Origin of the sequence: Haloechinothrix aidingensis, assembly GCF_013450155.1 — a bacterium.
Classification (GTDB): Bacteria; Actinomycetota; Actinomycetes; order Mycobacteriales; family Pseudonocardiaceae; genus Haloechinothrix; species Haloechinothrix aidingensis.
In genome coordinates, this window is sequence record NZ_JACCKD010000007.1 from 105,964 (window position 1) to 125,633 (window position 19,670).

Here is a 19,670-nt window from a genome sequence, read left to right on the forward strand (position 1 = left end):
CGGGACTAATCAAGATCAGTGCCCGTCTCTCCGTCCGGCCGGGTATCGAGCGGGCCCGCGCACGGACGGGGCGCCCCGGCCGCGCTGAGCGCAAGCAGACGGGGATGCGGTGACTGTCCGTAGGCCGCCCGTCCCCCGGGCGGATCGGACGCGGCCCGTCCGGTCCCATCGCGTCCTCGGAGTCCGGATACCCCACCCGGATCAGCGTGCGGGCCGCCACGAAGAAGGCGGCGCCGAGCGGCGTAGGAATTGTGGCAAACCAGCTGCACGGGACGGGCGCTTCACCTAGATTGTCCGGTATGACATCTCCACAAGACCCGCAGGATCCGTACGATCCCGCGCGGCAGCCACCCCCTTACCCGCAGGCGCCGCAGGTCGACCCGAACACGGTGCAGGCCCCGCCGCGCCCGAAATCGGTGGACACGGCATTCATGCTGTGGATGGCGAGCGTGGTCATCGGCATCGTGTCCAGCCTGCTGAGCCTGATCAGTCAGGACGCGATCAACGAGGAGTCGGCGGAGCGGCTCGGCGCGACCGCCGACCAGGCCGAGGCCGGAGCGGCCGGTGGCACCTTGGGCATCGTTATCGGACTGGTCATCGCCGTGATCCTCGCCGGTCTGGCGTTCGCCATGCGAAACGGCGCGAACTGGGCGCGCATCGTGCTCACCGTCCTCGGCGGTATCGGGCTGCTCTTCGGCCTGCTCGGCCTGCTGACGCTTCCCGTGTACTTCGCGATCGGGTTCGTGGGCGCGCTGATCGGCCTGCTCCAGATCGCCTCACTCGCCGTCATCGCCGCGGCCATCGTGTTCATGTTCCGGGCCGAGTCGAACCACTACTTCAGGTACTCCTGACCCGCACTGGGCACCGGCCGGTGCGGTCCCGGACCGGCCGGTGCCCCGCTATGCGGATTCAGTCGTTCGCCTGCGAATCCGGCACCGGCCGGCAAAGCAGGCCGCGATGACAGGCCCGCTGCCACACCAGCACGCCGGGCAGCCGCCGAACCCGCACGAGCCCCCCGCCACAGCAGCGGTGCTCGGGGAATCGCACTGCTCTACTCCGTCGCCCTCCCGCTGTACGACATGATCGCCGCTTACGAATGCATATTCGCACCGGGATCGAACCGTCACATCAGGCACTCCCGACGCACCCGTTCCGGAATTCTCCTGCGAAACGGAGCGAACTGAAATACGGTGACCGCACCGGCAGGTCAGCGAGACCCACTGCGGGTCCGGATCGAAGTACAACCGCACACTCGCCGACCACCCTTCCTATCCGCATTCCTCATGGGGGAACACAATGGACACCGAGGTGACCGAAACCGGACGGATCGTCGTCTCCGGGCTCACCAAGAAGTTCGGTGCCGTCAAGGCCGTCGACGATCTGAGCTTCACGGTCGAGCCCGGTTCGGTAACGGGGTTTCTCGGCCCCAACGGTGCAGGCAAGACGACCACGTTGCGCTGCGTTCTCGGTCTGGTGACGCCGAGCGGCGGCACCGCGACGATCGACGGGCGGCCATACGCCGAGCTGGAGACCCCGACCCGAACCGTCGGGGCACTACTCGAAGCATCCAGCTTCCACCCGGCACGCAGCGCCCGTGACCACCTGCGCGTGTACTGCCGCGTCGCGGGGCTGCCCCGCGAGCGTGCCGACGAGGTGCTCGAGCTGACCGGACTGACGTCGGCCGCGCGGCGCAAGGCAGGGCAGTACTCGCTCGGTATGCGGCAGCGTCTCGGCCTCGCCGCGGCGCTGCTCGGCGACCCGCACGTCCTCGTACTGGACGAGCCGGCCAACGGGCTCGACCCCGAGGGGATCAAGTGGATGCGGCAGCTGCTCCGCCACCTCGCCGACCAGGGCCGCACCATCCTGGTATCCAGCCACGTCCTCAGCGAGGTGGAGCAGACCGTCGACAATGTCGTGATCGTCAACAACGGCACGCTGATCCGGCAAGGACCGCTGAGCGAGCTGGCCGAGCACCACGGGCACGCGACGCTGGTGCGCAGCCCGGACGCCGACCGGCTCGCCACCGCCCTGGACGGCAAGGCCGATGTGCGGCGCCCGCACGCGGACGCCGTGCGCGTGACCGGAATGGACACCGCTGCCGTCGGGCATATCGCCTTCACTGAGGGGATCGAGTTGCATGAGCTGAGCACCGAGACCAGCGACCTCGAGCAGATCTTCTTCACCCTCACCGGAGAGACCGCACCGGAAACCGCCGGGCAGGCGACGCCTGCCGGGGAACACCACGACGTTACGCGGGCAGGAGGCCAGTCATGATCCGTCTGGTGCGAGCCGAGTTCGACAAGACGTTCAGCACCAAGCTGTGGATCTGGCTGCTGCTGGGTGGGATCGCCCTGATGGGCACGTTCATGGCGTTCACGATCGGCTTCGACGGCGCCGAGGGGAACCCGTCCCCGCCGCTGAGCACACCGGAAGGCAAGCGCAACCTGTTCGCCACCGCGAGCGCGGCGAACACCTTCGCCTTGCTGCTCGGCATCATCGCGGTCACCGGGGAGTTCCGGCACCAGACAGTGACGCCGACGTTCCTGGCGACCCCGCACCGGGGGCGCGTGGTGACCGCGAAACTCGCCGCCTACGCCGTGCTCGGCATCGCCTTCGGGCTGGTCACGATCGTGGCCGCCACGGCGATCGCCCTGCCGTGGCTCGCGGCGATCGACATCGACCTGTCGATGACCTCCAGTGGCATCCCGGGGACGCTCGCGGGCGTCCTCGCAGCCGTCGCGCTGTACGCCCTGCTCGGTGTGGGGGTGGGCGCGCTGGTGCGCAACCAGATCGCCGCGGTCGTCGGCGCGCTGGTATACCTGTTCGTGGTCGAGGCGTTCATGCGGGGACTGCCCGTCATCCGGGACTACTACCAGTACCTGCCGGGCGGCGCCAGCGAGGCACTGACGGCAACGACCGACCCCGTCGTCGAGTTCCTCGAACCGTGGCAGGGTGGTGCGCTGCTCGCGATCTACGCGCTCGCCTTCGGCGTACTCGGAAGCCTGCTGTCGGTGCGGCGGGACGTGACCTGACCGGCGCGGAAACGGCAGGCGCCTGCCGGGTGGTGATGATCTTCACCGTACACAGGCTCCGGTCGCGCGCTGTACCGTCAGCGACATGACCGTTCGCGCGCACACCGCAGCCGCACCCGTTTCCGGCGACGCCCGTAACGAGCGCGGGCTTGCGGTTCGACCGGCGATCGATGCGCTGCTCGACCCCGCCACGAGACCGCGGCAGTGGCCCCGGGACATCCCGGCCGGGCGGCTGGCCGTCGTCCGGGGCTTCGACAGGGGTAGCCGCGAGTTCCGTGCCGCGGTGCGTGACGCGGCGCACAGCTGGGAGTGGCCGGTGCTCGACGTGGCCGGGACCCCCGCGTTCGGCGCCGTGCCGGACGGTCACGACGTCCGGCTGGTCGTGGCCCAGCGCGCGGCCCAACTCCCGCTCGCGCGTCGCTGCGCCGCGCGCTGGGCCGCCCTGCTCCTCGGGCCGGACTGCCCGCCTGCCGACCCCACCTCGCTCGTCGCCCGGCCCGTTCCGGCTCTCTCGGTGCGCTCCGCACGCGAGGGCGGCACGGTATACGACTCGGTGGCGACGCGCCTGTCCGTGTCGGGTCCGGTCGGCTGCCACGTCTCGGGAGCGGCGCGGGAGATCACGACCGCACTGGCCGTGGAACCGACCGCCGCCGGGATCCTTGTCGAGTCGTCCCCGCAGGCAGACACCTCCAGCCTGCGCATCGCGACACGCCAGGTCGACTTCCGGCTGGAGGAGCCGGCCGAGGCCACGCTCGACGACCATCCACAGCTACTCGCCCCCGGTGACTACACCGTGTCGCTGCACGCGGGCGCCTACCACCGGCTGGTTCCGGGGCCCGGCTGATCCGGCTCACCCGCCGCGGTGGCCCGCGGTAGCCAGCTTGCCGGCCACCTCCCGTGCGTGGTCACCCACCTCCAGGCGCGCCACAAGGTGTTCCGGCAGCGTCGAGGCACCGTTACGGGCGCCGGCGAGCGCGCCCGCCATGGCCCCGATCGTGTCGGTGTCCCCGCCCCCGCCGATGGCGTACCGGATCGCCGCGACGGGGTCGTCGGGGTTACTCACGAACGACATCACCGCCATCGGCACCGAACCGAGAGCCGTGACGTCGTTGCCGAGCGAGTGGGCGGCGTGCCGCGGGTCCGCGCCGGTGCGTACCAGCTCCGACACGCGGTCGAGTTTCTCGTGCCACGCGCGGCATCGCACGACCCTCGTGAGGTCGTGCCGGAACTGGTCGATGTCGAGCACCCGCGGAGCCGACTCGCGTTCCAGCGCCAGATAGGCCGCCAATGCCTGCACCTCGGCCCCGTGCTGGCCGTCCTCGTGGGCGTGGGTGATCGATGCCGTGCGGCGGCCCAGCTCGGCGACGTGGTGCGGCCCTGTACCGACAGCGGCGACGGGCGCGACCCGCATGGCGCCGCCGTTGCCGTACGAGCCGGCACCGCCGAACAGTGACACCGCAGCCCGCTGCCAGGGCATCCCCCTGCCGATGAGCTCGAACACCTGCGCCGCGCCGGGCCCGTACCCGCGCCACGGCTCCTTCTGCCAAGCCGCGGCGAACTCGCCGGCGAGAACGTCCTCATCCAGCCCCGCATGGTCCCGCGCGGCAAGGTGCTCGGCGAGCACCATGGTCAGTGCGGTGTCGTCGGTGTGCACGAGGGTCCCGTCGGCACGTTCCACCGCATCGACCGTCCGGGCCGTCACCGCATGCCTGCCCTCGAACGAGGCGCCGAGCGCGTCCCCGAGCGCGGTGCCCAGCAGCAGGCCGAGCACCTTGTCCTCCCTGGTCACTCCGGCCATGGCGGCTCGCCGTGAATGCGTCCCGCCAGCTCGCTCAGCCTCTTGCCGCTGCCGCCCCAGCGCAGGGTGATGATCTCCGAGGCGATCGAGACAGCGGTCTCCTCCGGGGTGCGCGCACCCAGATCCAACCCGATGGGTGAGGCGAGGCGGTCGAGCTCGTGCTCGGCCAGCCCTGCCTCGCGCAACCGTGCCATGCGGTCCTCGTGCGTGCGACGGGAGCCCATCGCGCCGACGTATCCCAGCTTCGACCGCAACGCGACCTCCAGCACCGGAACATCGAACTTGGGATCGTGCGTGAGTACCGCCACCACTGTGCGCTCGTCCACCGCACCCGCGTCCACCTGGCTCGACAGGTACCGGTGCGGCCAGTCCACCACGACCTCGTCGGCCTCCGGGAACCGTGCGGTGGTGGCGAACACCGGGCGAGCATCGCAGACGGTGACCCGGTAGCCGAGGAAGGCGCCCATCCGCACCATCGCACGGGCGAAGTCGATGGCCCCGAACACGAGCATCCGTGGCGGTGGCTCGTAGGAGTTGACGAACACCGTCATACCCTCGCCGCGGCGTTGCCCCTCGGGACCGTAGTGCAGGCTCGCGCTCCGTCCCGTCGCGAGCAGCCCACGGGCGTCGTCGAGAACGGCGTCGTCGATGCGTTCGGAGCCCAACGTCCCGGAGACATCCTGCGGCCAGACCACCATGCGCGCACCGACGCGGTCGGCGTCCGGGTGTTCGACGACCGTGGCCACCGCGACAGCATGCTCGCCCGCGACCGAGTCAGCCAGCCGGGCGAAGTCCGGGAACTCCTCGCGCGAGAACCGCTCCACGAACACATCGATGGTCCCGCCGCAGGTCAGCCCCACCGAGAACGCGTCGTCGTCGCTGACGCCGTAACGCTGCCGCACAGGGCTGCCGTCGCTGATCACCTGCTGCGCGAGCTCGTAGACGGCGCCTTCGACGCACCCGCCGGACACGCTGCCGACCACCGTGCCGTCCTCGGCCACCAGCATGGCGGCGCCTGGCGGGCGCGGCGCCGAGGAGAACGTGCCGACGACCGTGCCGACGCCCACGGTCTCGCCACGGGACAGGCGTTCGTTCAGCTGGTCAAGTACGTCGCGCATCGCGAATCTCCCTGATGAGTCGGTCCAGAGTGGCCACACTGTGCCCGGCGAGCAGCCGGTCGATGTGCGGAAGTGCCGCCGTCATCCCCAGTTGAATCGGCGCGTACCCGTCCTTGCCCGCGTGCGGGTTGACCCACAGCACCGCGTGCGCGAGCCTGCGCATCCGCCCCATCTGCTCGCCGAGCAGCTCAGCGTCGCCCCGCTCCCAGCCGTCGGAGAACACCACCACCACGGACTGCCGGGCCACGCCACGCTGCCCCCACCTGTCGAGGAACGCGCGGAGCGTGTCACCGAGGCGCGTCCCACCCGCGAAGTCCGCCACGGCACGGCCGGCCGCGGCGAGCGCGCGTTCCGGGTCGCGCTGGCGGAGCTGCCGGGACACCCTGGTGAGCCGGGTGCCGAGGGTGAACGACTCGACGGCGCCCGGAGTGCGGCGGGTGACGGCGTGCGCGAAGCGCAGCAGCGCGTCGGCGTAGGGCCGCATGGAACCGGAGACGTCCACAAGCAGCACCACCCTGCGGGGGCGCGCGGACCTGCTGCGGCGGGCCAGGCGGACCGGCTCCCCGCCGGTGGAGAGCATCGCGCGTACGGTCCGGTGCGGGTCGAGCGCACCACGCCGCGCGGGACGCAGGCGCAGCGAGCGGCGCATCGGCGGGTCCGGGCGCAGCAACGCCATCATCTGGCGCAGATGCTCGCGCTCGGCCTCGGTCAGCTCGCCGATGTCCTTGCTGCGCAGCACTTCGGTGTCGCTGGCACCGACCGCATGCACCGTGTCGTCCTCGCTGTCGTCCTCCCCGGCCGCAGGCTCGGTGCCACCGAGCGGCACCAGCTCTGCCGTGCCGCGGACCTCACGGCGCAGCTCGGTACCGCCGCCGCGTGCCGGGTCGAACCACCTGGTGTACACCGCGTCGTAGGTCGCGAAGTCGTCCGGATCCGAGCACAGCGTCAGCCGGCCCGCCCAGTAGACCTGCTCGGGGGCGGCGACGTCGATCCGCCGCACGGCGTCCAGGTATGCCGCCGCCCGATCCGTGGCCACCGGCAGCCCGGCGTGCGCGAGCGCGCGGGTGAACCCGACGAAGCCGGGGAGCACGTCCATGTGCTCACCCGCGGCGTCGCGTTGCCTGCCAGGGGACTGGTGCACGGATGGTCGAGACATGGCTACCCCGCGAGCAATGTGTCTATTCCTGCCGCATGGACACGGTCGGCGTCCTCGCGGTACTTGAGCACGGCACCCAGGCTGCGGGTGGCCGTATCCGCATCCAGCACGCTGCAGTCGAGCGCGCGCAGCGCCCGCCCCCAGTCGAGCGATTCGGCGACACCCGGGGGTTTGAGCAGCTCCATGCCACGCATCCTGCGCACGGCGGTAGCCACCTGCCCGGCCAGTTCCTCCCCGATACCGGGCAGCCTGCTGCGCAGGATCGCCACTTCCCTGGCCAGATCGGGGTGCTCGAGCCAGTGGTAGAGGCAGCGCCGCTTGAGGGCGTCGTGCACCTCGCGCGTCCGGTTCGAGGTCAGGACCGCGATCGGAGGAACCTCGGCCCGGATCACGCCCAGCTCCGGGATGGTCACCGCGTTCTCGTCGAGCAGCTGCAGCAGGAACGCCTCGAACTCGTCGTCCGCCCGGTCGATCTCGTCGACCAGCAGCACGCACGGGGCGTCGAGGAGGGCACGCAACAGGGGGCGGGCGAGGAGGAACCTGCGGGTGTAGATGGACTGCTCGGCCGCCTCGGCATCCACACCCGAGCCCGCTCCCGCTTCGAGCGCACGCAGGTGCAGGAGCTGGCGGGCGAAGTCCCACTCGTACAACGCCTGCGCGGCGTCGATGCCCTCGTGGCACTGCAGCCTGATCAGCGGAAGACCGAGCCCGTCGGCCAGCGCGGCTGCCAGCGATGTCTTGCCGGTACCCGGCTCGCCTTCACAGAACAGCGGGCGGCCCATCGTGTAGGCGAGGAACGCCGCCGTCGCCACTCCGGCGTCCGGCAGGTAACCGGTGCGTTCGAGTGCCGAGGACAGCTCCTCCGGGGTACTCACAGCTGCTGTATCGGAAGTCACACCATGAAGGTTAGCCTTCCACGTCCCGTCAGCACACGTGTACGGACGACCACCGTGTCGCGCGCTGTTCGTCGGTTCCGACGAACGACCCTGTCCCGCGGCCGGGGACTCCCCGGCCGCGGGACGGTCTCACACCGCCGGCTGCTGTCCCGCTACCTCGTAGCCGGCTTCCTCGACGGCGGCGCGCACCCGCTCGTCCGGAACCGGCTGCTCGCCGCGTACCGTGACGGCGCCGGTGGCAACGTCCACCGACACCTCGGTCACCCCGTCGACCCGCTCGAGCTCGTCACGCACGGCCTGCGCGCAGTGCCCGCAGGTCATCCCGGTCACCGTGTACGTGGTCGCTTCGGCCACGGCTACCTCCTTTCCGAAGTCCCCGTGGCAAATATACCCCTTGGGGGTATCTTCGGCTATGCGGAGTCGTCCAGCCGCACCAGCATCTTGCCGAGGTTGTCGCCGGAGAACAGCCCGAGGAACGCATCCGGCATGCTGGTGATGCCGGATGTGACGGTCTCGCGCACGCGCACGCGATCATCCCGGACCCAGCGGGAGACCTCGGCGGTGAACTCACCGGCACGCTCGGCGAAGTCCATCACGATGAAACCGCGCATGCTCAGCCGTTTGGTGACGGCCAGGAACAGGTTACGTGGCCCCGGCGCCGGCTCGGTGTCGTTGTACTGGGTGATCGCGCCGCACATCGCCACCCGCCCGAAGGTGCGCAGCGAGGTCAGCGCCGCCTCGAGGTGGTCACCGCCGACGTTGTCGAAGTACACGTCGATGCCGCGGGGAGCCGCCTCGGCCAGCTGCTCGCTGACCGGCCCGTCCTTGTAGTCGAACGCCTCGTCGAAGCCCAGCTCCTCACGCAGGTAGGCGACCTTGTCGGCGGAGCCTGCCGAGCCGATGACCCGGCGCGCGCCACGCAACTTGGCGAACTGGCCGACGAGGCTGCCCACGGCGCCCGCGGCGCCGGAGACGAACACGGTGTCACCGGGACGCATCGCCGCCACATCGAAGAGCCCGAAGTAGGCCGTCTGTCCCGGCATGCCGAGCACACTCAGGTAGGACGACGCGGGAACCCGCGTGGTGTCCACGGCACGGAACCGCTTGGCGGGACCCACCGCGTACTCACGCCAGCCGTACTCGTGCAGCACGGTGTCCCCGACCGCGAGCTCGTCCGACCGCGAGGCGACCACGGTGCCGACGGCACCGCCGTCCATGACCTCGCCGACCTGGAACGGCGGGATGTAGGACTTCACGTCATTCATCCGGCCCCGCATGTACGGGTCGACGGAGAGGTAGTCGTTGCGCACGACAACCTCGCCATCGCCGGGCTCACGGACCTCCGCCCGCACGATCGCGAAGTCGTCCTTGGATGGCAATCCGACCGGTCGGGATGCCAAGTGGATCTCAGTAGCTGTTGAAGGAATGCCCATACCGCGAGCCTGGCACAGGATCCCCTGCGAGTCACCTGTGCATGACCAGCGACACCGGCCGCGACGGTGCTACGGTCGACGCAGAGGCCGATCCCGGACGGAGCCGACCGTGCCAGCTACACCGCGCCGAGCCAACGGGCGCACCAAGCGCCTGTCCCGGCAAGCACGGCCAGACACCCGGCCCTCTCGACACCCCGCGCGGAACTCGGAGTCATTCGCCCGTGGCTGACGGCCGCCACGCACGAGCCTGGGCAGCGATCTCCTCGCGTGCCCGGGACGAGGACGCCACGCCCTCGCTACGCCACGCCTGCCTGGCCTGCATGGATGCCTCGCGGGCAAGCGGCGTCGCCGTGTCGGTCAGCGGGCGCACCGCCACGCTGCACGAGGGCCTGTTCATGACGGACGCGCGCATCGCCGAGATGGAGGAGCTGCAGGCCACGCTGGGCGAGGGACCCGGCATCGAGGCGCTGCACGGACCGTGGCCGGTACTCGCACCGGACCTCGCCGCTGACAGCATCCTGGCACGCTGGCCGATGCTCGCCCCCGAGGCGACGCGACGCGGGTTCGGGGCGATGTTCGCGTTCCCCATCCAGGCCGGCGCTGTCCGCCTCGGGGTACTCGGCATCTACCGGGATGTCGCGGGGACACTCGACGACGACTCGCTGGCTGACGCACTGGTGTACGCGGACATCGCGTTACAGCTGGCGCTCGGCGAGGGGGCAGCGGCATCCGACGGCAACGGGGATTCCGGCCCGGAGCCACCGACCGGCTGGAACGCCGGGATTCACCAGGCGACCGGCATGGCAAGCGTGCAGCTCGGAGTGAGCATGACCGACGCCTTGGCCAGGCTGCGTGCGGAGGCGTTCGCCCGGGACCTGCTGCTCGCCGAGGTGGCGGCGGGGATCGTGTCGCGTCGCTTCGCCTTCCCGCCGGACAGCGAGGTGGGCCGACTCCATCCGCCGCGGGACAATGACCCCACCGGATCTGCTGGGTGCGGTGACCCGAGAGAGGACGAGCGAGACCCATGAGCCCTTCAGACCGTGCCGTCCGGAACACCTTCGTCGAGCTCGCGGACACGTTCGTCGTCGACTTCGACATCATGGAGTTCCTGAACACGTTGGCACTCCGGACAACCGAACTGCTCGACATCACCGCGTGTGGCGTCGTGCTCGTCAACCACAACGACACGTTGAACGCGGTAGCGGCCTCCACCGAGCAGACACGACTGCTCGAGCTGCTGGAGTCGCAGAACGAGGAAGGCCCGTGCCTGGACTGCTACCGCGGCGGCGCTCCCGTGCAGTGCGCGGACCTCGGCGAAGCCGACGCGTTGTGGCCCACCTTCGCGCCTGCCGCGCGCGACGCGGGGTTCTCCGCGGTCGAAGCCCTGCCCATGCGGTTGCGCGAGGACGTTATCGGGGCGGTCAACCTGTTCAACACCAGCGTCGGCGGGATGGACTCCGACACGCTCGAGCTCGGGCAGGCCCTCGCCAGCACCGCGACCATCGGGATCCTGCACGAACGCGCCACCCACCGGCGTGACGTCCTGGTCGAGCAACTGCAGACCGCGCTGGACAGCCGGGTGCTGATCGAGCAGGCGAAAGGGGTGTACGCCGAACGCAACGGCGTCTCGGTGGAAGTGGCCTTCGCGGCCTTGCGGTCCCACGCACGCAGCACCAACAGCAAGCTCATCGCCGTCGCCAACCAGGTCATCGACGGAACCCTCACGAGGTTGCCGCACGAGCGCGTGCAGCACTGACCCCGGCCGCGGCCCACGCCCGCGGTGCACCTCCGGCACACTCGCCGGTCGCACCGGGTAGTGCTCGATCACGCATTCGCTACGGTATGTGCGAAACCGGTCCGCACTGCCTATCATCGGGGCTACGGGCCGTCGCAGCGGGGAATGTTCCTCGGTTCCCCGCGCGTTGGTCACGGCCGCTCCAGACCCCGGCGGACACTGCCGAACCGCATCCGGCACCCGGGAGCCGCCATCATGACCGTTCACGAACACACGCGAACCGAAGCCGGCCCGGACACGAGTCGCTGCGAATGCTGCGGGCACCAAGCGAAACCGGCTGACCTGTACGTCCGCGCCGTTCCCGACTCCAGTCGCGCTCATCCCACCGACCCCACCCAGGACGGGGTCCGTATCGCTTGCGCCTGCTCACCCCAGCACGCGGATGAGCTCGTCGAGCAGGGCAGGCAGGAGTGGGTGGACGAACAGCTGTGGACGGCGAAGGCTCGTCGAGCAGCCGAGCGCTGGTCGCAGTCGCGCCTGACGATCAGTCACTTCGCCCGTCTCGCGGGCCTGACCCCCGAGCAGCTCGACCGGGCACTTCGCTGGCAGGCGAGCACTGACCGGGAGGCCCACCCGTCCGGCTGATCACGGGAGCGCTACCGCCACGGCAGCGAGCGCGGCGACGGGGTCCGGATGCGCGGCAGCGGCATGCACACTAACCGGCCTTGCCCAATCCCGCGTCACCGGCATCACATCCCGCGGATCCAGCCACTCGATCAGATCCATGACCACACGCGCATGCTCTTCGCCCGGCACCCGTACCCGCCCGCGGCCGTCGAGAGGCCGAATCCGGGACGAGAGTACGTAGGGATCTCCGTACCATCGCGGATTCCCGGTAAGCGCGAATCGGCAAGACTCATGGCATGCCTGACAGCCCACCTCTCAGCCTCGTCCCGCCACCGAGGCGGCATGACGGGCGCTTCGCCGCGTTGCCCGGGGACAGCTTGACCACGACGCTGGACCGCGAGGACGCCGCCGAGGAGGAATCCGGACTGTCATCGCACGACCGCATCACGTGCCCGCTGCATCGGCGGTGGCTGCACAGCTGCGCGTCGTCACCGACGCACGCGATCCGGGTGACGGGTCACCGCTGGTGCCGATCCTGCGACGCCCCGGTGAACATCGCGGTGGACGAGCTCACCGGCTCGGTCGCGCTGAGCTGCTCCCGTTGCCACACGTCACCCGACACCGCCGCGAACCGCCAGTTCCTCCGGTCCTGCCGAGCGAGCATCGAGGCCGCTCGGCGGGACCGGAACCCAACGGCACGGATCCCGTCGCAGGGGTGCGTCGCATGAGCACCACCCGTCACCTTCCCGTATCGACCCCGCATCTCCACCGGCTGATCCAGCGCGCCCGGCACGACCTCAGGTGTGCCCGCAGCGTCAACGACACGGCCGGAACCGCACGAGCCGAACGCCGCATGAACGCCCTGCTCGACCAGCTGAGCAAGCGGACATCAACCGGCCCGGTCCCGGAGGAAAGTCGCGTCCGCGCGTAGCGTCACAGACCCGCGGTGGTGAACCACTCCCGCTGTGGTGCTCACCGCTCACGGCACGGCGACGAGCCACTCCTTGCCGACCGTGTCGCACAGCCCGACCTCGGTCACCGTCACGGTCTCGGGCAGTTCGAAAGCGACCTTGCTCTCGATGGTGACACCGGGCTCGACTGTGGTCAGCATGGTCGCGGAGTCGTTCAGCTCGCTCGTGCCCCGCGTACTGGCGGAGTACCGGTCACCGTTGGCGTACACGGATTGCACGCTCTTGTCGAACACCTGCTCGCTGCCGGTCGAGTTGGTCAGCTCGTAACTTACGACCTGATACACGCTCGAGTCCGAGCCCGACGGCGCAGGCAGCTCCTCCGGGGCGGGACCGACGTCGGTGACGGCGACATCCACATCGCCCACCCGGACCGTGTCCCCGTGCCGGGCCGGGTCGGTACCGGCATCGCCCGTCTCGGAACCGCCCGTTCCGGTCAAGGTCACGGACAGCAATGTCAACACACCCAGGGCCGCCCCGAAGACAGCCACGTCGCGACGCCCGGTCGAGCGCTGCTGGCGCGCGCTTCTCCAGCCGAGCACGCCGCAGGCGACCGCGGCCAGCGCCAGCGGAACCGTCACCAGAGCCGACGCGCCGGCCACTACCCAGATCAGGCCGAGCAGGCCGAGCGCCACGCTCGCCACACTCCGGTTCAGGAGGCTGTGCCGCCATGGCAACGTGCGCCGTCGCTGGTCGGTCGGATTGGTGTGTTCCGCCACAGGGTTACGATAAGTCGCCGACCACAACCGTGCACGCCATCGGCTACGTCCCTGACTCCTCGGCACCGGTGAGCCCGGCACGTGCACGGGCGCTACCGGGCACGGCGGCTCTCGCCGTCGAACCATCCGGCGATCGCGTCGGCGAACGGCCCGGGTGCGTCCGACTGCACGTAGTGACCGGCACCGGGAATCGTGACCGTGGTGTGGTTCGGCAACCGTCGTTCCCACCGCTCGCGTTCCGCGGCTCGGAACGCGATGTCGCGCTCGGCCCACAGCACGAGCGACGGTAGATGCCGCAGCGCGGTCAGCTCGGAGTCGACCGCGCCGAGGAAGTCCCGCGCGGCGGTGATGGCACGGGGGAATACGGCACTCGCGTGCCGGGCCGGGGGATCGGGCAACGCCGCCCGGTAGTGGGCCATCTCCGCGCCGGAGAGCTTCCGCAGCTTGTGCCCGGCAGGGAGCATGGCATTGACGAACAGGTTCAGGTGCCGGATGGCCAGGCGCCCCACAGGGCCGCCCATCACGCGCGAGAAGATCTCGAAGTGCGCGTCCCCGTTGACCGGCCATGCCCAGGTGTTCGCGACGACGAGCGCGGTGACGCGGTCCGGATGCGCGGCAGCGGCATGCACGCCGATCGGCCCTCCCCAGTCCTGCATCACCAGCGTCACGTCCCGCAGATCCAGCCGCTCGATCAGCTCCGCGACCACGCGCGCGTGCTCTTCGGGGCGGTACCCGTACCCGCTTGCGGCCGTCGAGAGCCCGAAGCCGGGATAGTCACAAGCCACGCACCGGAACCGATCCGACAGCCTGCTGATCACCTCGCGGTAGACGAAGGACCATGTCGGGTTGCCGTGCAGCATGAGCAACGTCGGTCCCGCGCCCTCGTCGATGTAGTGCACGGTGTGGCCCTGCACGTCGACGAATCTGCTCGTGAAGGGGAACAGCTCGGCATCGACCCACGGAGGGCGTCTGTCCGGACCAACGGGGTGGTCGTCCATAGCTTGATACAAGCAACTTCGGTTGAGAAAGTCAAGTGTAGTGTGATCCGGGTGAGCACGAAACGCTACGGCCAGTTCTGCGGCCTCGCCCGGGCGCTCGATCTCGTCGGTGACCGGTGGAGCCTGCTGATCGTGCGGGAGCTTCTCGTCGGACCCGCCCGGTACAGCGACCTGCGGGCCGGGTTGCCGGGAATCGCCACCAACCTGCTCGCGCGACGCCTGCGGGAGCTGGAAGGGCACGGGGTCCTCGAACGCAGGCTGTCCCCCGATGCCGTCGTCTACGCGCTCACCGACTTCGGCCACGGCCTCCGCGAACCCGTGGAGGCGCTGGTCCGCTGGAGCACACCGCTCATGGCCGCGGGGCGCGGCGACGACGCGTTCCACGCGTCCTGGCTCCTCGTCGCCCTGCGCGCACTACTGAGGCGCCCCGCCTCGGGCGGGCCCGCGTGCGTGGAGATCGAGGTGGACGGGGAGGTCATCACCATCCACGCGGCCACGGACGAGCTGTCCGTGACCCTCGGGCCGTCGGCAGCGGCGCAGGCGCGCCTGGCGAGTGACGCGGCGACGGTACTCGGGCTGGCGGCCGGGCACGTGCGCGTCGCCGACGCCATCCGCACCGCACGGCACTTCGAGGGGGCACCCGAGGCACTCGAAACGATCTTCGGGCGAGCGTGACCGGCGGGGCGTACCTACGGGCGCGGAAGCCCACCACGGCGTACCCACACGCCCAACCCGGGCTGCTCGCACGCCCAACACGGCATGCACGCGCCAGACACGGCTGGCATGCCCAATTACATATTGATCATGTGGCCTGCCAGGCCGTGGACGGCTTCCTTCACCGACTCGCTCAGGCTCGGGTGCGCGTGCACGTTGCGCGCGACCTCGTGCACCGTCAGATCCCACTGCTGCGCCAGGGTCAGCTCCGGCAGCAACTCGGTGACCTCCGGCCCGATCAGGTGCCCGCCGAGCAGCTCGCCGTGGCGCTTGTCGCTGATCAGCTTCACGAAACCGGTGGTGTCGCCGAGCCCGTGCGCCTTGCCGTTGGCCATGAACGGGAACTTCGCCACCTCGATGTCGTGCCCGCGCTCGCGGGCCTCCTGCTCGGAGTAGCCGAAGCTGGCGATCTGCGGCTGGCAGTAGGTGGCCCGCGGGATCATGTCGTAGTCCAGCGCCATCGTCTCGGCGCCCCCGATCGTCTCGGCCGCGACGATCCCCATCGCCTCTGCGGTGTGCGCCAGCATCAGTTTCGCCGTCACGTCACCGATGGCGAAGATGTTCGGGACCGAGGTCCGGCACTCGTCGTCCACCTCGATCGCGCCGCGCTCGCTCAGCCGCACCCCGAGCGTGTCCAGCCCGTAACCGTCCACTCTGGGCTGGAACCCGATCGCCTGCAGCACCTTGTCCGTCTCGAGAGTGCGCTGTTGCCCGTCCTGCGAGACCGTGACCGTCACCTTCGCGCCGGAGTCGTCGATCGAGTCCACCCGGGTTCCGGTGAGCACCTCGATACCCATGCGCTTGTAGCGCCTTGCCAGCTCCTTGGAGACGTCCGGATCCTCCAGCGGCACCATCCGGTCGAGGAACTCCACGATCGTCACCTGCACGCCGTAGTTGTGCAGCACGTACGCGAACTCCACTCCGATCGCGCCCGCACCCGCGATGACGATGCTCTCCGGCAGCTCCTCGGCCAGGATCTGCTCCTCGTAGGTGACCACGCGTTCGGACAGCTGCGTGCCGGGAAGCAGCTTCGTCGCCGCTCCGGTCGCGATGATGCAGTTGTCGAAGGAGACCGTCTCGCTACCGCTGTCGGCGGTGGCGACCTCGATCGTGTTCGCGCCGGTAAACCGGCCCCAGCCCTCGAACTGCGTGATCTTGTTCTTCTTCATCAGGTAGTGCACGCCCTTGACCCGCCCGTCGGCGACGGTGCGGCTGCGCTGGTAGGCGACCGAGTAGTCCACCCGGACGGAGCCGTCCACCGAGATCCCGAACGTGCTCGCCTCGTGCTGGAACAGGTGCACCAGCTCGGCGTTGCGCAGCAGCGCCTTCGACGGGATACATCCGACGTTGAGGCACACCCCTCCCCAGTACTTCTCCTCGATGACGGCCACAGACTGCCCCAGCTGCGCCGCCCGGATCGCCGCTACATACCCACCGGGTCCCGCTCCGAGGACCACGACGTCGAAGTGCTTGCTCATGACTACCGAGCATATGGGACAGCCTCCCGGCGGGTACGCGGCCAGTGGCGCCGCACACCCTCGCTACACGCGCAGCCGCTGGGCCTGGTCGAACAGGCGTCGCTGCCCGAGGTGCACGGCCACCGCGGCGGCCAGCGCGGCCGCGCCGAGGATCATGTACATGACCACGATCTGATAGCGGATCGCGGTCAGCGGGTCCACGCCGGCCAGGATCAACCCGGTCATCGCGCCCGGCAGGCTGATCAATCCCACCACCTTGGTCGCGTCGATCGCGGGGAGCAACGCCGCGCGGGCGGACGAGCGGCGATGCGGGCCGAACGCCTCCGCCGAGTCCATCCCCAACGACAGCCGCGCCTCGATCGCCGCGCGGGAGGAATCGACGTGCTCGGCCAGCCGCAGCAACACGAGCCCGACCGCCTGCATCGAGTTCGCCACGATCATCCCGCCGATCGGCACGATCACCGACGGCCTGCTGGGGAACACGTCCAGCAGCAACAGCAGCGCCAGCGCCACACCCGCGCCCGAGGCCACCGAGACCGTCGCGATGATCCTCGCGCGCGGCACCCCCTTGCCGCGACGCCCGGCGACCTGCCCGGCGATGAACACCATGAGCACGACCCAGCCGAGCGCACCGAGCGCACCGCCATGCTCGAAGATCACGACGAGGACCATGCCCACCGCGATGAGCTGCACGAAGGCGCGCAGCGCGGCGAGGAGAACGTCCTTGCTCAGGCCGAGTCGCTGGTGCGCTGCCACGAGCACCGCGACAGCCACCAGGAGCACCGAGGTGCCCACCTCGACCCAGCCCAACTCCGCCCCGTTCACGCTGTCTCCTCCAGGTACGTCAACTCGCCCGGTGGGCCGTCGGCGGCGACCCTGCCTGCCACGAGCACCGCCGCGTGGTCGGCGAGCCGACGCACCTGCTCGGTGGCGTGGCTGACGAGCAGGACGGTGACGCCGCTACGCACGAGAGACAGCACGGCGTTCTCGATCGCCGTCGCGCTCTCGGAGTCCAGCGCCGCCGTGGGTTCGTCCAGCAACAGCACATCGGGCTCCAGTGCGAGCGACCTCGCCAACGCCAGGCGCTGCGCCTCCCCGCCGGACAGGGCCGCCGTCTCCCGGCCGGCCAGGCCGGCGTCCAGACCGACCCGGGTCAGCAGCTCCGCGATCCGCTCCTCGCCGAGCCCACCGGCCCCGACCGTTACCTCCTCGGCGACGGTGCCCGCGAGCAACGCCGGGTTCTGTGCCACCAGCTGCACCCGCCTGCGCAGCTCCAGGACGTCCCACTCGGCCACCGGCACGCCGCGGTAATACACCGCGCCCGTGTCCGGCTCCGCCAGCCGGGTCAGCACACGCAGCAGGGTGGACTTACCCGAGCCGCTCCGCCCCACCAGCGCGGTGCAACGGCCAAGGGGCACGCGGAGTGCGACCCGGTCGAGCACGGTCGTATCTCCCCTCCGGAGCACGACGTCGTCGACCACGAATGCGTGTTCCTCGGCCACACCACTCCCCACCCTGGGTTCGGCTCGTGAGCCGGGCGCCCCCGTGACACCCGGTGCCGCCCGGACTCGCGCAGCGTAGTACCCCGCCGCGACACCGGCATGGACAGCACCGTACTGCTGTCCGCAGCGCGTGGCATCGGGCACAGCGGGTACTCGCGAGACCCGGCTGGCCACTAGGATCCCTCCACGAGCCAGTCGCCCCCGCTACCGGGGCAGGGAATCCGGTCGAAGTCCGGAGCTGACGCGCAGCGGTAGGGGTAACGGGCGAGGAGGTCGGCACGTCCGACCCGCACCACTGGGCACAACGTGCCCGGGAAGGTTCCTCGCCCGGATGAGCCCGAGCCCGAAGACCTGCTGGCTCCCGGGGCGGACCATGCCCGCGCCCCGGACCGCCACCGACCGGGCCCCGCGTACGGGCCCTGAGCGAGGACACCATGTCACCCATTCCTGCCCGCGCAGGCACGCGCGTGCCTGGCACCCACCGTACGGCGGCTCCGATCGCCGCCCTGCTCACCGCGGCCCTGACGCTTGCGGGCTGCTCCGGCCAGACCGCGTCGGACGGCACAGCCGACCCGGGTAACGGCGCCGACCCGGTCACGCTGAGCAACTGTGACCGGCAGGTCACCGTGGACGAGCCTCCCGAGCGCGCCGTCAGCCTCAACCAGGGAACCACCGAGCTCATGCTCGCCCTCGGTCTGGAGGACCGCATGGTCGGCACGGCCACGTGGACCGACCCGATACGCGAGGACCTGGCCGAGGCCAACGAGCAGGTCCCCCGGCTGGCCGACGACACCCCGTCGTTCGAGAGCGTCCTCGACACCGAACCCGACTTCGTGATCGGCGCCTACCAAGCGATGTTCACCGACGGGCGCGTCGCCCCGCGCGAGCGGTTCGAAGAGCTCGGCGTCCCCACGTACCTGTCCCCGTCGAGCTGCGAACCGGAGGCCGCCGAGCTGGACGAGCCCGTCGAGCTCGAGGACCTTTACGGCGAAATCGCCGACGTCGCCGAGATATTCGGCGTTCCCGAGCGCGGCGAGGACCTCATCGACGAGCTACGCCAGCGGGTCGACGATGCCGTCGACCGTGTCCGGCGCGCCGACGTGCCCGAGTCGACGTCGGTGATGTTCTGGTTCGCCCAGACCGACGCCCCGTACATGGCCGGTGCCACCGGCTCGCCTGCCGCGATGACCAGAGAACTCGGTGTCAGCAACTCCTACGGCGACGTCGACTCGATGTGGCCGCAGGTGAACTGGGAGGACGTTCTCGACCGCGACCCGGACCTGCTCGTACTCGGTGACCTGACCCGCGACGGGGAGGGCCAGACTCTCCAGTCGAAAACCGACTTCCTGGAGAACGACCCCGCCGTCTCCGAGCTGTCCGTCGTGGACGATCAGCGGTGGATGCCGATGACGGGCTCCGAGCTGAACATCACGATCCGCACCGTCGACGGGATCGAGTCACTGGCGGACACCCTCGTCGAGCTGCACGGCTGAGCC

Annotated in this window: 22 protein-coding genes and 1 riboswitch; of the genes, 10 read left to right on the forward strand and 12 right to left on the reverse strand. The window is 70.2% G+C overall.

The features are described 5' to 3' along the window. The first annotated feature begins 299 nt into the window (after nucleotides 1–299). The 4 genes from H0B56_RS18080 to H0B56_RS18095 all read left to right on the forward strand — a co-directional run bounded on the left by H0B56_RS18080 (nucleotide 300) and on the right by H0B56_RS18095 (nucleotide 3,876). Nucleotides 300–851, forward strand: a complete 552-nt coding sequence (locus H0B56_RS18080) for a DUF5336 domain-containing protein (protein ID WP_180894280.1) — start codon at nucleotides 300–302, stop codon at nucleotides 849–851. A 457-nt stretch (nucleotides 852–1,308) separates the two neighbouring features. Then, nucleotides 1,309–2,274: an ABC transporter ATP-binding protein gene (locus H0B56_RS18085; protein WP_343063946.1), complete on the forward strand. Its 966-nt coding sequence runs from the start codon at nucleotides 1,309–1,311 to the stop codon at nucleotides 2,272–2,274. Then, nucleotides 2,271–3,032 carry an ABC transporter permease subunit gene (locus H0B56_RS18090; protein WP_180894282.1) on the forward strand — a complete coding sequence of 254 codons (762 nt, stop codon included), beginning with the start codon at nucleotides 2,271–2,273 and terminating at the stop codon, nucleotides 3,030–3,032. Before H0B56_RS18085 ends, H0B56_RS18090 begins: the two co-directional genes overlap by 4 nt. Nucleotides 3,033–3,117: 85 nt before the next feature. After that, nucleotides 3,118–3,876, forward strand: coding sequence for a hypothetical protein (locus H0B56_RS18095; RefSeq protein WP_180894283.1), 759 nt, complete (start codon nucleotides 3,118–3,120; stop codon nucleotides 3,874–3,876). 6 nt (nucleotides 3,877–3,882) lie between these two features. Here H0B56_RS18095 and H0B56_RS18100 read toward each other — a convergent pair whose 3' ends face one another. The 6 genes from H0B56_RS18100 to H0B56_RS18125 form a co-directional block, all read right to left on the reverse strand. Continuing rightward, nucleotides 3,883–4,830 (reverse strand): ADP-ribosylglycohydrolase family protein, encoded by a 948-nt coding sequence (locus tag H0B56_RS18100; protein WP_180894284.1) that lies wholly within the window; start codon nucleotides 4,828–4,830, stop codon nucleotides 3,883–3,885. Continuing rightward, entirely contained in the window at nucleotides 4,818–5,948 is a 1,131-nt protein-coding gene (locus H0B56_RS18105; RefSeq protein ID WP_180894285.1) for an XdhC family protein, read from the reverse strand. The genes H0B56_RS18100 and H0B56_RS18105 overlap by 13 nt, the downstream gene beginning before the upstream one ends. Continuing rightward, nucleotides 5,932–7,044, reverse strand: coding sequence for a vWA domain-containing protein (locus H0B56_RS18110; protein WP_180894450.1), 1,113 nt, complete (start codon nucleotides 7,042–7,044; stop codon nucleotides 5,932–5,934). The genes H0B56_RS18105 and H0B56_RS18110 overlap by 17 nt, the downstream gene beginning before the upstream one ends. Nucleotides 7,045–7,106: 62 nt before the next feature. Next, complete coding sequence (locus H0B56_RS18115) at nucleotides 7,107–8,000, reverse strand: AAA family ATPase (RefSeq protein WP_180894286.1); 894 nt, start codon at nucleotides 7,998–8,000, stop codon at nucleotides 7,107–7,109. A gap of 129 nt (nucleotides 8,001–8,129) precedes the next feature. Beyond that, nucleotides 8,130–8,354 (reverse strand): cation transporter, encoded by a 225-nt coding sequence (locus H0B56_RS18120; protein ID WP_180894287.1) that lies wholly within the window; start codon nucleotides 8,352–8,354, stop codon nucleotides 8,130–8,132. Nucleotides 8,355–8,410: 56 nt separating this feature from the next. Continuing rightward, entirely contained in the window at nucleotides 8,411–9,433 is a 1,023-nt protein-coding gene (locus H0B56_RS18125; RefSeq protein WP_219632887.1) for an NADP-dependent oxidoreductase, read from the reverse strand. 221 nt (nucleotides 9,434–9,654) lie between these two features. Here H0B56_RS18125 and H0B56_RS18130 point away from each other — a divergent pair, with 221 nt between their 5' ends. From H0B56_RS18130 to H0B56_RS18140, 3 genes are all read left to right on the forward strand, one after another. Beyond that, nucleotides 9,655–10,461 carry an ANTAR domain-containing protein gene (locus H0B56_RS18130; protein ID WP_180894288.1) on the forward strand — a complete coding sequence of 269 codons (807 nt, stop codon included), beginning with the start codon at nucleotides 9,655–9,657 and terminating at the stop codon, nucleotides 10,459–10,461. Beyond that, on the forward strand, nucleotides 10,458–11,189 hold the full coding sequence (locus H0B56_RS18135) for a GAF and ANTAR domain-containing protein (RefSeq protein ID WP_180894289.1): 732 nt from the start codon (nucleotides 10,458–10,460) through the stop codon (nucleotides 11,187–11,189). Before H0B56_RS18130 ends, H0B56_RS18135 begins: the two co-directional genes overlap by 4 nt. A gap of 234 nt (nucleotides 11,190–11,423) precedes the next feature. Beyond that, entirely contained in the window at nucleotides 11,424–11,813 is a 390-nt protein-coding gene (locus H0B56_RS18140; protein WP_180894290.1) for a hypothetical protein, read from the forward strand. Nucleotides 11,814–12,312: 499 nt separating this feature from the next. Here the strand turns inward: H0B56_RS18140 and H0B56_RS18145 are convergent, their stop codons facing one another. Next, entirely contained in the window at nucleotides 12,313–12,459 is a 147-nt protein-coding gene (locus tag H0B56_RS18145) for a hypothetical protein (RefSeq protein WP_180894291.1), read from the reverse strand. A 60-nt stretch (nucleotides 12,460–12,519) separates the two neighbouring features. On the opposite strand from H0B56_RS18145, the gene H0B56_RS18150 reads away from it, so the two are divergent. Beyond that, complete coding sequence (locus H0B56_RS18150; protein ID WP_180894292.1) at nucleotides 12,520–12,726, forward strand: hypothetical protein; 207 nt, start codon at nucleotides 12,520–12,522, stop codon at nucleotides 12,724–12,726. Nucleotides 12,727–12,774: 48 nt separating this feature from the next. Here H0B56_RS18150 and H0B56_RS18155 read toward each other — a convergent pair whose 3' ends face one another. Both H0B56_RS18155 and H0B56_RS18160 read right to left on the reverse strand, forming a co-directional pair. Then, nucleotides 12,775–13,482 (reverse strand): DUF4352 domain-containing protein, encoded by a 708-nt coding sequence (locus tag H0B56_RS18155; RefSeq protein ID WP_180894293.1) that lies wholly within the window; start codon nucleotides 13,480–13,482, stop codon nucleotides 12,775–12,777. A 92-nt stretch (nucleotides 13,483–13,574) separates the two neighbouring features. After that, entirely contained in the window at nucleotides 13,575–14,480 is a 906-nt protein-coding gene (locus tag H0B56_RS18160; protein ID WP_180894294.1) for an alpha/beta fold hydrolase, read from the reverse strand. Between the two features lie 51 nt (nucleotides 14,481–14,531). Between H0B56_RS18160 and H0B56_RS18165 the strand changes: the two genes are divergently transcribed. After that, the gene (locus tag H0B56_RS18165) at nucleotides 14,532–15,155 is read left to right on the forward strand and encodes a winged helix-turn-helix transcriptional regulator (protein WP_343063947.1); all 624 of its coding nucleotides are present in this window, start codon (nucleotides 14,532–14,534) and stop codon (nucleotides 15,153–15,155) included. Nucleotides 15,156–15,271: 116 nt separating this feature from the next. Here H0B56_RS18165 and lpdA read toward each other — a convergent pair whose 3' ends face one another. The 3 genes from lpdA to H0B56_RS18180 form a co-directional block, all read right to left on the reverse strand. Next, nucleotides 15,272–16,672 carry a dihydrolipoyl dehydrogenase gene (lpdA, locus tag H0B56_RS18170; RefSeq protein WP_180894296.1) on the reverse strand — a complete coding sequence of 467 codons (1,401 nt, stop codon included), beginning with the start codon at nucleotides 16,670–16,672 and terminating at the stop codon, nucleotides 15,272–15,274. Between the two features lie 63 nt (nucleotides 16,673–16,735). After that, entirely contained in the window at nucleotides 16,736–17,497 is a 762-nt protein-coding gene (locus H0B56_RS18175) for an ABC transporter permease (RefSeq protein WP_180894297.1), read from the reverse strand. Continuing rightward, nucleotides 17,494–18,174, reverse strand: coding sequence for an ATP-binding cassette domain-containing protein (locus H0B56_RS18180; protein ID WP_180894298.1), 681 nt, complete (start codon nucleotides 18,172–18,174; stop codon nucleotides 17,494–17,496). The genes H0B56_RS18175 and H0B56_RS18180 overlap by 4 nt, the downstream gene beginning before the upstream one ends. 175 nt (nucleotides 18,175–18,349) lie before the next feature. Beyond that, nucleotides 18,350–18,547, forward strand: a riboswitch (cobalamin riboswitch). Nucleotides 18,548–18,608: 61 nt separating this feature from the next. On the opposite strand from H0B56_RS18180, the gene H0B56_RS18185 reads away from it, so the two are divergent. Then, the gene (locus tag H0B56_RS18185) at nucleotides 18,609–19,667 is read left to right on the forward strand and encodes an ABC transporter substrate-binding protein (protein WP_246361308.1); all 1,059 of its coding nucleotides are present in this window, start codon (nucleotides 18,609–18,611) and stop codon (nucleotides 19,665–19,667) included. The last annotated feature ends 3 nt before the right edge of the window (nucleotides 19,668–19,670 follow it).